Source organism: Alicyclobacillus fastidiosus (genome assembly GCF_026651875.1).
GTDB lineage: Bacteria > Bacillota > Bacilli > Alicyclobacillales > Alicyclobacillaceae > Alicyclobacillus > Alicyclobacillus fastidiosus.
The window spans coordinates 5,116,442-5,129,029 of sequence record NZ_CP104067.1; the positions used below are offsets into that span (position 1 = coordinate 5,116,442).

A 12,588-nucleotide genomic window follows, 5' to 3' on the forward strand; every position below is an offset into this window, starting at 1 on the left:
GTACATCAGAAGACCGACAATCGTGGTTAAGACAATTAAATCCGTCACGAAATTGTTGCGGATTAACTGTTGGAAATTCTCTAAATATACAACAAAACTCAAAGTGGCCGCTATACAAAGATGAGCGAATAAAGCGATAAAGTTACTTTTTATACTCTTCACAAATACTATCACTCCTTTAAATTAAAATTCTCGGAACTCGCTCACGCCTAACTTGATGCCTGAAGCCGCATTTCATATGTCTTGAGCATCTGGTAAACCGTTCCCGATTGATTGCTTACCTTTTTTAGCCCGTTCTGAATCGCTGATATTGCATCCGACACATTACCAACCTGTTTTTGAGCAATAACCAAATTTAGCCATCCATACCCGTAACCTGGTTGTACCTTGGTTGCTTTTTCGTAATAGGGAATGGAAATTTGAGGTTCATGCTTATCACGAAAATAAATGTTTCCGATATTGTTATACGCCTCGCCTGATTCTGGGTTAATTTGTATAGCCTTTTTATAATAAGCAATGGCTTGTTCATCGTTTCCTTGCTCATGGTAGCTGATTGCCGCCTTAATCTGAGCTTGATAGTTATTGGGCTCTTTGACCGCCTTTTTCTGATATTCCTGTAATACCGCTTTTGGAATGTGCATTATGCTAAAGATTTCATCTGACGCAGTTGATGTGGAAGGAGGTTCCAGTGTATTTGAAGCGTTATGGGTTACCACATTCAAATCTTGTGGGGATTTTGCACACCCACTTAAAGTCACAATAGCTAATAAAGACAACGGAACGATTGTGAATTTGGGTAGTGAAAACTGAGAAATCTTCATCGCCTCCATTCCGAAATTCCCGACGGACAATTCCAATAATCTGTAAATCATTATAGTACAAGCGCTATTTCACACTTCTGCCCGCTAACTCAGTAACAGTTCACAACCAATACTGTATATTTATGTATTGGACAGTCCAAGCCCTTCTTCGAATTCGCCCCCGATGGTTCAATAAGACAGTGTCGTATGTATGCATCAGGCTGACGACATATCTCACGCTTTGAGTTTCAAAGTGGCTTTGCCCAAAACGAATCCCAACGCACCTGCGGCAAGGATGGAAATACACACTTCGGGTAAAAATCTATCCCAACTAACAAGACGAAACGTCATTCCCACTCTAAACCTGTATAAAGGCACCACGACTTGATAGCCAATACAACTCATAACTGAAAACAATATGCTTGCGTTCACTGCTCTTCCAGTAGTCTTCGTTAATAAAGCAGTCCAACATGTCACAAGAGCCACACAAATAGCCAAAACAATCAGTCTTTCGGATTGTGAAAATGGCAGCAGCCTTAGTTGAGGGGGCATATAAAACAAGGTGATGCCGACGAGTAACCCGAACAATGCAATGATAAGTTTGCGCTTCATTCACAACACCGCCCATTGACTTGTCTTACTTCTAATTAATAACAATAATAAACACTTGAACAAATCATGACCAAAAATCCTCAACTTTTCGCTACTATTGATGTGGGACTAGCCTGCCCATTAGGTGAATTTTGGTTGATCATATTCTATCCTTAGTGATGTGCCCTAGCCAGCAACCCGTGTAATATGGCCCTTGAGCGAAGGAATAGATTGTCATATTTCAGATTTGTCTGCTTGGTATCTGCGACCACTCGTCCATTGTTGTCGACACCTTGTACATACATGTATTGGTAATCAATCATGTCCTTGAATGCATAGGGCATGTCAATCAGATAAAAACGGCTGTCTACAGGCTGCTGATAAAGAGTAACCCACCCTAGCTTGACTCGTATTTGGACAATGGATTGACCGTTGACAACGCCAAGTAACCGTGTTTTGTGTTCATCCCACCCCATGATACAAGTAAGTTTTTGGTCGTGAACAAGCGGAACTGTTACTTCCACATGTACAGATTTTGCGTCGTTGGCTGGTTCAGAAATACTTGCGAGACCGTAACTGGGCTTTTGGTCAAGGGTATAAGTGAAAATTACATGGTCACTGTCGCACCAACGCACAACTTGGACATCATCCACTTGTTTATGTCTGCGGCTATAAACTGCTGCAAGGTATCGGTATATCCCAGCATGCACATATGTAGTTGCTTGCGATGGGGCTGGAGATGGGACTGTGGCAGCTAATCCTTTCCACGGTTAATTGCCGTAGCTGACAATACCAGCACCCCAGCGAGTGATATCTTCAAAAAGACCCGATTGAATCGCATTCTCGAACACCTCACTTATACAAGTAAGGTGTCCCAAGATTTCCAATCGATGACTGCATTGCTGTGTTATTTATGTCTGCTTCAGAGTGGCAGAAGTGTTACCGCATTGGGGCGTGGGTATCTGCCCGATAGCTGAAGAAGGGAGCCGATGCCATCTATCGTATAAGCCCCCGTTTGATCAATAGCCTCTCGGCATTCGGTTTTCGCTGACTCCTCAATGGTTCTGTCCTTCAGGAAGTGTGCATTTGCCCCCATGTTCGTCTAGTCCACTTGACAAATTAAAATTGGAAATGCGGCGCCGTTGTGCGAAGAAAACATGGTGTTTACACCAAAAATACTTGACTTTTCAAAATCACCCCAACAATCCCCGAGAAGAGCTTTTCCGCTCTATCTCATCGGAATTGGGGTTGCGTTATGTTACCAATGATCAGGTCTCATGAGCAGTATCAATCGTTCGTTCAGCAACAACTTCGTATTCACTACACCAATGGGTCACTTCTGTTTGTCGCCAAAGACTGGTCCCTTGTGAAGAAGTTCTGGATTACTGACCTCTCTGACACGTTTAACTTACTGCGAGACACTTTCTCGTGTCGTGGTCCAAAATCCATTGACCCTGCCGACTTACTCCGTTCATACCTGCTCATGGTCCAGGTCGGAGAACCATCTATCACAGAATGGGTAAATCAATTACGGCGCTGCCCGCTGTATGCCATCCTCAGCGGCTTTGAGTACGGTCAAACGCCAGGTGTCGGTACATTCTACGGCTTTTTCCACCGACTGTGGTCTCACGGTTCTGTAAACCTTTCACCCAAGCGCAGACTCAACCGAAAGAAGATCAAAGGTGGTAAGAAAGGACAAAAGGCACCAACCAAAGCGTACAGCAAAATCGCGAACCTAATGGCTCAGCTGCAGAAGCGTTCCAGCGCCAAAGCCCAACCTTTCGACGTTCTGCTCAGATTGTTTCAGCACCAATTTCTTGCTATCTCTGCAAAGTCGGGCTTGTTAGGTAACACCCATGCGCTGTCTATTGCCAGCGATGGAATGCCACTTCAAACAGCAGCCCAAGTTCGCAGTAAACGACTTTGCAACTGTCGAGAGCTCGGTATTGAGCCATGCAGGTGCTATCGTATCTACTCCCAACCCGACTGTGACATGGGCTGGGATAGTTATCGAAACAAATACTTCTTTGGCTATCATCTCTATACGTTTGTTGCTGCGGATAGTCCCTACGACCTGCCACTGTACCCTCGGCTTCAACGAGCGTCACGCCATGATGCGACCTCCTGGGTGGTCAGTACCCGCGAGTTCCTTGAACGCTTTCGTGAGTACACCTGGGACAAAGCCATTTTAGACGCGGCTCATGATGCATTGCCGATCTACGAATATCTTCATGCACGACAGATTAAGCCGTTCATTGATTTAAATCTACGGAGTACGGGAAGCAAGGGTGTTCGAAAGGATGACATCACGTTTTCCCCAGCTGGGGTTCCGTTCTGCAAGAAGGGGCTGGAGATGAAAGATCGTGGCTACGACTATACACGCGGACGCCGTAAATACTACTGCCCACTTGTTGTCAAAGGCGTGGTGACTTGTGATACGCCCTGTTCCGATTCACCTTACGGAAGATGCGTACACACCTATACCAAGCACAATCCTCGCTTGTTTCCACCCGTCGCCCGCAACAGCGACGAGTGGAACAATGTCTACAAACGCAGAACCACCTGCGAACGCAGCAACAAGCGAGTCAAAGAGGATTTTCTCCTCGAAGCTGCCAAGCACCGCAGTACCATGATGTGGACCGTCCGCATCTATGGCATCGCCATGTGCCAACACATGGACGCCTGGTACCAAGAGAGTAATCTCGACCCGAGATCGATGCTCTTGTCAGCTTAAGAATATCCCAATCATACCATCTTCAGTGATGACTTTTTTAAAACCGAATCGTCATCGCTCTGTTTGCTATACCCTTCTTCAAGAAACATGCATGATGCCGCATGGATTCTGCCGTTTTCCAGTTGATTACTGGGAGAATTCCTGGTTCATCCCACTTTTCTGTACTGCAATACCGAGAGTCTATATCAATATCACAATCGGTGAAACTCCATGGCGAGTATTCCATAAATTTGAATTTTTTATTTAAAATTGGGGACTGTAATGGTGCTTGTTCATTTTGTGAGGGTGTGAAAAGTATGCGACTGTGGTATAACCCATGATTTATATTCTGGCGATGGCTGGTTGGATTTTCGCAGCGTGGCGTTGGGGAGATTGGAGAAATTGGCGGCGATATCATACAACCATTTTCTATTTATGCTTTTGTGATGTGCTGTACTTTTACTTAACCTGTCATTACCCTCTTTGGAGGCTTGAGCCAAAAGGGATTGTTTCAACTCGAACCGTAGCACTCCTAATTGAGCTTGTCATTTTCATTTGCACGACACTAATCTATCTTGGTCGTTATCCCAAAGAACCATTGAAATCCGTTCTCTGGATTGGGTTTTGGGTACTTTTGTACTCTATTCTTGAATGGGTAATGTTAAGGTTTGGTGTCTTTACGTACTTTCATGGCTGGACGCTGCTGAAGTCTACTTTGTTCGACATACTCGCTTTTCCCATGGTTAGGCTTCATTTAGCTAGACCGATGCTCACATACATACTTTCCATTCCCATTACGATTTTGTTGTTATATCTAAATCACGTGCCTGTGCAGTGATTCGTGGGAAGGCACCAACAGAATGGCCAACTGCTGGTAGTAAGATGAACATGGATTGGATCAGCACACCCCGCATCCAAATTGTTGTTTTGTTCTGAGAATTCGAATTTAAACCCACGACCAAAATTATACATGTATTCTTGATTTAGTTGCTATGGGACCAAACTGACCGGGTAGCTTGGGCACCTTGCGGTGCCCTCGCCCCCTCAGAACCGTGCATGACCCTTTCGAGTCACACGGCTCAAGCCACCTTGCTGGTACGCTTGGTAACCCGTGACGCGGTGTGCGACTCCTCGCATTCTCTTTCGAGCGTGACCTGTTGACTCGTCTCTTGGACGGATAAAGGGGTTCATAACAGGTCACTTCATACGCCTCGTGCTACAAGATTCCCAGTTTGGTCACCTCGGGCAAGTCTGCACGCTTTCACGTCAGGACATGGTATTTCTACGGTCCCTATCCGCCTCATTACAAGACAGCATTCGCTTTTTGCCCGCTCTTTTACCTCCTGGGGAATTCGGCTGCGCTTACGCTTTGCTTACTATCCACATTTAGATAGACCCCATGGGGCTTACCTTGTTTTGCCGACAACCCCTTAATCAGATGTTTAGGTGCCCCGACTCCCGCGGTAGTGCTCGGAACTGCGAATCAGTAAAACGGGAGTACTGATCCCGACTACTTGCCTTTTGGCTCAAGCGTATCAGGGGATTTCGCTTGTCTTGAATAACGCGGTTTATAAGGGGTTCACTTACGTTCACCATGCATCTGCAACCTAGCTCCGGACCGAATATCCCTATCAACCTCGGCTACATTGTCCCGTGAGCTTCGAAAGACGGCGTTACCACCATCCCACGTCACGGTAGGTTCGCGGTCGCAGTTCAGACCGGATGGGTTCTCGCCATATGATTATCGACAACTTGCAAGTCGCAACCCGTTTGTTCAATAAGCCCAACTCCTAAGTTCTGCATATCTATTCAACAACCCTTCCCTTATTCTTCCTAACTTCGCCGTAACAAGAAAGGCATCCGTGTCTCGACGGATGCCTTTCTTGTTACCGACTTTATTTACCGGTTACCAACTTTATTCACGGGTTACCGACTTTATTCTCCAGATACCAACTATATTCACGTTCTACACCCAGGGCGATCTTATGGATTTTGACCGACTGGCAGATATGTTAAAGGCACTTGCCGACCCAATACGACTAAAAATCAAAAAAACAATACAGCCTGTCAGTATCACAACTGTAAAATGAAGTTATTTGCGCCAAGGGGTCCGTTTGGACTCCTTGTTGTAATAGACTCTCGGTATTGCAGTACAGAAAAGTGGGATGAACCAGGAATTCTCCCAGTAATCAACTGGAAAACGGCAGAATCCATGCGGCATCATGCATGTTTCTTGAAGAAGGGTATAGCAAACAGAGCGATGACGATTCGGTTTTAAAAAAGTCATCACTGAAGATGGTATGATTGGGATATTCTTAAGCTGACAAGAGCATCGATCTCGGGTCGAGATTACTCTCTTGGTACCAGGCGTCCATGTGTTGGCACATGGCGATGCCATAGATGCGGACGGTCCACATCATGGTACTGCGGTGCTTGGCAGCTTCGAGGAGAAAATCCTCTTTGACTCGCTTGTTGCTGCGTTCGCAGGTGGTTCTGCGTTTGTAGACATTGTTCCACTCGTCGCTGTTGCGGGCGACGGGTGGAAACAAGCGAGGATTGTGCTTGGTATAGGTGTGTACGCATCTTCCGTAAGGTGAATCGGAACAGGGCGTATCACAAGTCACCACGCCTTTGACAACAAGTGGGCAGTAGTATTTACGGCGTCCGCGTGTATAGTCGTAGCCACGATCTTTCATCTCCAGCCCCTTCTTGCAGAACGGAACCCCAGCTGGGGAAAACGTGATGTCATCCTTTCGAACACCCTTGCTTCCCGTACTCCGTAGATTTAAATCAATGAACGGCTTAATCTGTCGTGCATGAAGATATTCGTAGATCGGCAATGCATCATGAGCCGCGTCTAAAATGGCTTTGTCCCAGGTGTACTCACGAAAGCGTTCAAGGAACTCGCGGGTACTGACCACCCAGGAGGTCGCATCATGGCGTGACGCTCGTTGAAGCCGAGGGTACAGTGGCAGGTCGTAGGGACTATCCGCAGCAACAAACGTATAGAGATGATAGCCAAAGAAGTATTTGTTTCGATAACTATCCCAGCCCATGTCACAGTCGGGTTGGGAGTAGATACGATAGCACCTGCATGGCTCAATACCGAGCTCTCGACAGTTGCAAAGTCGTTTACTGCGAACTTGGGCTGCTGTTTGAAGTGGCATTCCATCGCTGGCAATAGACAGCGCATGGGTGTTACCTAACAAGCCCGACTTTGCAGAGATAGCAAGAAATTGGTGCTGAAACAATCTGAGCAGAACGTCGAAAGGTTGGGCTTTGGCGCTGGAACGCTTCTGCAGCTGAGCCATTAGGTTCGCGATTTTGCTGTACGCTTTGGTTGGTGCCTTTTGTCCTTTCTTACCACCTTTGATCTTCTTTCGGTTGAGTCTGCGCTTGGGTGAAAGGTTTACAGAACCGTGAGACCACAGTCGGTGGAAAAAGCCGTAGAATGTACCGACACCTGGCGTTTGACCGTACTCAAAGCCGCTGAGGATGGCATACAGCGGGCAGCGCCGCAATTGATTTACCCATTCTGTGATAGATGGTTCTCCGACCTGGACCATGAGCAGGTATGAACGGAGTAAGTCGGCAGGGTCAATGGATTTTGGACCACGACACGAGAAAGTGTCTCGCAGTAAGTTAAACGTGTCAGAGAGGTCAGTAATCCAGAACTTCTTCACAAGGGACCAGTCTTTGGCGACAAACAGAAGTGACCCATTGGTGTAGTGAATACGAAGTTGTTGCTGAACGAACGATTGATACTGCTCATGAGACCTGATCATTGGTAACATAACGCAACCCCAATTCCGATGAGATAGAGCGGAAAAGCTCTTCTCGGGGATTGTTGGGGTGATTTTGAAAAGTCAAGTATTTTTGGTGTAAACACCATGTTTTCTTCGCACAACGGCGCCGCATTTCCAATTTTAATTTGTCAAGTGGACTAGACGAACATGGGGGCAAATGCACACTTCCTGAAGGACAGAACCATTGAGGAGTCAGCGAAAACCGAATGCCGAGAGGCTATTGTATTGAAAGGGGCAAAATCTGAACAATCGGTTGATTAACCAACCGTATGAATATGTACTTGAATCCAATGATTCTTGTTGAACTCTCGGGCAGGTTAATCGAATAGCGATTCTGTTTGAGTTTTCGGTAGGCATTGAGTCGAGGTAGTTTGAGCGCAATCTTAGGACGCGTCGAAATCACTCCACAAGGCATTGCAACAATGTGAGTCATATCTTTACCGATCTCTCACCAATCGTCGGATTGGACTTGGTGAACCGTATCATAAATCAAGACTAGATAGAGGACCACATTTTGATGATTGATGCAAGGAGTTCACCATTCGACAGATCAACGAAATCGCCTCTGGCGGTCAATAATTGAAATTCCACTGGGTAATACGTTCTTCGGTTAACGGGATTAACTGAAGACATTTTTAAAGGCATTACCAAATTGACCCTCGCAGTTCGAACACTTGGTTCATTGAACTCCCCACTTGTCTAAGGCGCCTACCTCAGCGAGGTTGTGCTGTCCTTCTTCACCAATACATGGACCCTCTGACTCCCTCACCGCCACTTACCACTTTACTCTTCGGGTTTAACGCAAAATGTCCATAGTTACGAGGTAAGGTCTCTCCAATTCAGAACAACACTTTCACTGCTCCCCAGACACCCGCAAGCTTCTAACCCACTGTTTATCCAAATCTTTCATACATATTTTTATCCCACTGCCAACTTCCAAATATCGTGTCGATTGCTTTCCCATTAAAAGTTGGTATTCACGCATGTATCTTCGCAGTAGAACCTGATGGAAACGCACCGCCATTGCAGATTCCAGAACACCGAAGCCCCATCCTAACTAGTCGCCGTTGAAAATTTCATGTGGCGCCCGCAGTGGCTCAGCACAACGTTTTTCACCTACGTCGACGTTTATCGACAAATATACACGGCATATTACAAAAGTTCTTACTGCTTGCTGTCTGATTATGCGAGAAGATGTGATGTATACCAAGTGGTAATTCAATGGTTATCGGGGAGGTATCAAGAGTGACCAACGAGATTTCTGAGCATATAACAATAAAGCGGTCAAACCTATACCATTTTGAGCCCAGCGCGTTAGGTACAGGATACGTGGAGAGCCTGACCAGTTATCTTGGCCGACTCGCCAACGCACATCTCGTTAGCATTAGAAGGCTTGGAATTAAGTACCTGAATCTTGAGTTAAAGAGCTGCCAATGTACTTTAAATGGTAACAGGAGTATTACTCCTGATTTGGTTACTCGGACTGAAACAGAGACGATGGTTAGTGGTCTCAGTAGGCTCACTATGCTCCCTATGATGCATATTCTAGCTCAGCAAGATTTATTTAAGAAAATTCGGGTATGGTGCCCATTATGTTATCAAGAATGGGCGAACACGAAGCGACCAATTTATGATCCATTATTATGGTCGCTGAATGTCGTTTCCCATTGCCCTGTACACAAGCAACCATTAAATTACATGTGCCCAAACCCAGACTGTCACAAACAGATTCGTAAATACGGGTTACCTGGCATATGTCCGTATTGTGAACAATGGCTTGGTGTCGCCAGTAGTGTTTACTCTAACGACATTAATGATAATAGGAATGACGAGTGGGTTTCTTGGGTAAATGAAAATTGTATGGGGCTACTGGAAGGTAGTAGTCAAATTGATAAGGATTGGGCCTTTGATAATAAACTACGGGTATGCCTTAACGATGTACTCCCGGACGAACTGGAAATGTTTGCGTTCGCCCGAAAACTGGGAATTCACCCGACTCGTATGTCCCAATTCTGTAACGGACATGACCGACCATCATTAGAAATACTGCTTAAAATATCGTTCAATCTCCGTATATCCTTAGAACAAATGTTCTTGTCTAAGAAGAAAGGAGACTCTAATCGAAGACGGAGAAGCGGTACAGCGTACGGACCCGTAGAGATTCAACAAAAACTCCTTGATATTCTGAAAGCAGATAAAGACATACCGTCAACTATCGAACAACTTGCGAAACGTGTAGGCTGTGCCCGGTCCACCTTGCGAAAGTATGTACCAAACGCAAACCAACTTCTGGATGAGGCCCGAAAGAAAACAGACTCAGAATATCTAAAGAAAACCGCTAACCGACCTGTAAATTTAAGTAAGAGTGAAATCCATAAAACTTTGCTTTTAGAACTTGAATCCAAAGAACCAAAATGTTTGGCTGAAATAGCACGCAACCTAGGAAGACATCCAACGACACTAAAAGGCCATTTCCCAGAGCTTTGCAAACAAATTGTTAATCGCTATCGTGAACAGCACTTAGAAAAGAAAGAACAATTAATTAAAGGTCATCCACTTGAGAAGCATCAGTCACTACAGAAAAAATTCGGGACTGCCAGTAGAAAATTAAAAATTTCAAAGGAAACTATGGAGTATGAGTTATTGTCCACTTTAAAGAAACCCTCCCCCATACCACTTGAGCATATAGCACAATCGCTCGAAATATCCAGCAACAATCTACGAAATCATTTTCCGGATATAAGTAAACAGATTGTGACTCGGTATAAAACGTATATTGTCCAACAGAGACAATTAAACCTTGAAAAACTTCGCTCACAACTTGAACATCATTTGGAATCGAATGAGGCTCCACTGCCTCTTGAAAAAATTGCGTCGATATATAACGTTAACCCGAGACACTATTATAAGCATTTTCCCGAAAAAGCACATCGGATTTCCCATTTATACCTAGAATATAGAAAGGAGTCATCATCACAAGATCATTTATTGTTAAAGACTATAAAACATTAAATATACAGATATCCAAAAAATACGGAACAATCTTTAACTTCTGAGATACCAGTCTCCCTCACTCAAATAAGCAAGGACATCGGTTATTTAATCAAAATGTTAGAGAAATTTCCGGAACACTATGTTGAAATCAGGAAACATTATTCAGATTATAGGACAAAAAAGTTGAACGAGACTGCGCACTGATGTGAAGTAGTAAATCAACTTTATAAAGAGGGTATACCGACAAATAGGAGAGTCATAAAGCGGACTCGTCCCGGGATTCTAGCCAACTTGGAGTGCCGCGTGGTTCTAAAAGACGCGCGCTCAAGTACCACCGCTGAATTCAACAACGAGCAGTTAATTTAAGATTGAAGCATAAGTTTGCCGCAAAAGTTTTGAAGCATAACCTTGCCGAAACGGCAAAGTTATGCTTCAAATGACATCCTCCACGACGGGTTGGTCGTGGTTTTACTTGGTGGAGGCGACGGGAATCGAACCCGCGTCCGAAGATCTCGCTACATGTACATCTACGGGCGTAGACCGTCTACGAAAGTCCCTGCCATCCGCGGACGATCACGCTGATGTACAGGCAAGTTCGTTTAAGTTTCGCCGGTGGTCCACGAACATGACCATCGACTAGCCTGCTAAGTTGACGTTACAGGGTGTGCACAGGCGACACACGATGTAACGGTCTCGTACCTAATTAGGCAGCGAGAGCGAGATTGCTGTTTGAGGTAAAGCGATTAGCTTTGCCAGTTAAAGAAGTTCCGCGTGATTAACGTGTGCGCAGCCCCACGGCCCGCCGTACATGCTCGAACAACCCCCGTCGAATCCAAAACGCCCCCGCGTTTTGGGTCCAGCGCTAGCTTTCGCATGGACGGTCATACTCTACAGCACTATTGCCAGCAATCCCTCATGTATGTGATGTTTCAAGGTTCCTTACATCCAAGTCGGTTCGGCAAGTGATACCACCGCCCGACATCCATAACTTTATCACGGCGCACTGTGGACATCAACCAGATGTTCATACCACAACTGGACAACAATTTACAGTGCTACCAATTGAGACATAGTCCGAGACAAGAAGAGACGAATCCGCGCTGGTCTCATTGGTGACACGATAGTGTCTCCGACCATCACAATCAGCCTTTTTGTCGCTCTCGGAGTGCGCGCTGAATCTCGCGACTGGCGTCTCGCTTCTTCATGGACTCGCGCTTGTCGTGCAGCTTTTTCCCTTTGGCGAGGCCGAGCTCCACTTTTGCAAAGCCGTTTTTCAGATACACTTTGGTGGGAACCAACGTAAAGCCCTGTTCGCGGACGGCTCCGTACAGGTAGTTGATTTCCTTCTTGTGTAGAAGGCATTTGCGGGTCCGCAGTGGATCATGATTGAAGCGATTCCCCTGCTCGTAGGGTGCCACGTGCATGTTGTGCAGATACACTTCACCGTGTTCTACGCGCGCGTATGCGTCACGCATGCTCACGGAGCCTTTGCGCATGGACTTGATCTCCGTACCCGTGAGGACCAGGCCTGCCTCAAACGTCTCCTCGATGAAATAATCGTGAAACGCTTTTCGGTTTTGGGCGAGGACTTTGCCGTTCCCGTTCCCCTTCGCCATGGTGCCTTCACTCCAACATCCAATCGTATTTGCCCGGAGGCGTAGCCTAGATCATAGCACAGTCTGAA

Annotated in this window: 8 protein-coding genes and 1 other RNA gene; 3 read left to right on the forward strand and 6 right to left on the reverse strand. The window is 45.8% G+C overall.

Translation table 11 applies throughout. The features are described from left to right. Positions 1–209: 209 nt before the first annotated feature. The 3 genes from NZD89_RS24940 to NZD89_RS24950 all read right to left on the reverse strand — a co-directional run bounded on the left by NZD89_RS24940 (position 210) and on the right by NZD89_RS24950 (position 2,026). Positions 210–821 carry a tetratricopeptide repeat protein gene (locus NZD89_RS24940; RefSeq protein ID WP_268005362.1) on the reverse strand — a complete coding sequence of 204 codons (612 nt, stop codon included), beginning with the start codon at positions 819–821 and terminating at the stop codon, positions 210–212. Positions 822–1,034: 213 nt separating this feature from the next. Beyond that, positions 1,035–1,412, reverse strand: a complete 378-nt coding sequence (locus NZD89_RS24945; protein WP_268005364.1) for a hypothetical protein — start codon at positions 1,410–1,412, stop codon at positions 1,035–1,037. A gap of 152 nt (positions 1,413–1,564) precedes the next feature. Next, entirely contained in the window at positions 1,565–2,026 is a 462-nt protein-coding gene (locus tag NZD89_RS24950; RefSeq protein WP_268005365.1) for a hypothetical protein, read from the reverse strand. A gap of 620 nt (positions 2,027–2,646) precedes the next feature. Here NZD89_RS24950 and NZD89_RS24955 point away from each other — a divergent pair. Both NZD89_RS24955 and NZD89_RS29895 read left to right on the forward strand, forming a co-directional pair. Then, a complete protein-coding gene (locus NZD89_RS24955; RefSeq protein ID WP_268004976.1) occupies positions 2,647–4,125 on the forward strand; it encodes a transposase in 1,479 nt (492 codons plus the stop codon). Between the two features lie 334 nt (positions 4,126–4,459). Next, positions 4,460–4,942, forward strand: coding sequence for a CBO0543 family protein (locus tag NZD89_RS29895; RefSeq protein WP_369125282.1), 483 nt, complete (start codon positions 4,460–4,462; stop codon positions 4,940–4,942). Between the two features lie 1,477 nt (positions 4,943–6,419). Here the strand turns inward: NZD89_RS29895 and NZD89_RS24960 are convergent. Further along, positions 6,420–7,898, reverse strand: a complete 1,479-nt coding sequence (locus tag NZD89_RS24960; RefSeq protein ID WP_268004976.1) for a transposase — start codon at positions 7,896–7,898, stop codon at positions 6,420–6,422. Positions 7,899–9,155: 1,257 nt separating this feature from the next. Between NZD89_RS24960 and NZD89_RS24965 the strand changes: the two genes are divergently transcribed. Continuing rightward, positions 9,156–10,922 (forward strand): helix-turn-helix domain-containing protein, encoded by a 1,767-nt coding sequence (locus NZD89_RS24965; protein ID WP_268005366.1) that lies wholly within the window; start codon positions 9,156–9,158, stop codon positions 10,920–10,922. Positions 10,923–11,377: 455 nt separating this feature from the next. On the opposite strand, the gene ssrA is transcribed toward NZD89_RS24965, so the two are convergent. Beyond that, positions 11,378–11,749: a transfer-messenger RNA gene (gene ssrA, locus NZD89_RS24970) on the reverse strand. A 297-nt stretch (positions 11,750–12,046) separates the two neighbouring features. Further along, positions 12,047–12,520, reverse strand: a complete 474-nt coding sequence (gene smpB / locus NZD89_RS24975) for an SsrA-binding protein SmpB (protein WP_268005367.1) — start codon at positions 12,518–12,520, stop codon at positions 12,047–12,049. Between the last annotated feature and the right edge of the window lie 68 nt (positions 12,521–12,588).

What these genes read in the sequence shown, in the direction of transcription:
- NZD89_RS24940 (WP_268005362.1), bottom strand. Translation starts at nt 821, where the DNA reads ATGAAGATTTCTCAGTTTTCACTACCCAAATTCACAATCGTTCCGTTG.
- NZD89_RS24945 (WP_268005364.1), bottom strand. Translation starts at nt 1,412, where the DNA reads ATGAAGCGCAAACTTATCATTGCATTGTTCGGGTTACTCGTCGGCATC.
- NZD89_RS24955 (WP_268004976.1), top strand. Translation starts at nt 2,647, where the DNA reads ATGTTACCAATGATCAGGTCTCATGAGCAGTATCAATCGTTCGTTCAG.
- NZD89_RS29895 (WP_369125282.1), top strand. Translation starts at nt 4,460, where the DNA reads ATGGCTGGTTGGATTTTCGCAGCGTGGCGTTGGGGAGATTGGAGAAAT.
- NZD89_RS24960 (WP_268004976.1), bottom strand. Translation starts at nt 7,898, where the DNA reads ATGTTACCAATGATCAGGTCTCATGAGCAGTATCAATCGTTCGTTCAG.
- smpB (WP_268005367.1), bottom strand. Translation starts at nt 12,520, where the DNA reads ATGGCGAAGGGGAACGGGAACGGCAAAGTCCTCGCCCAAAACCGAAAA.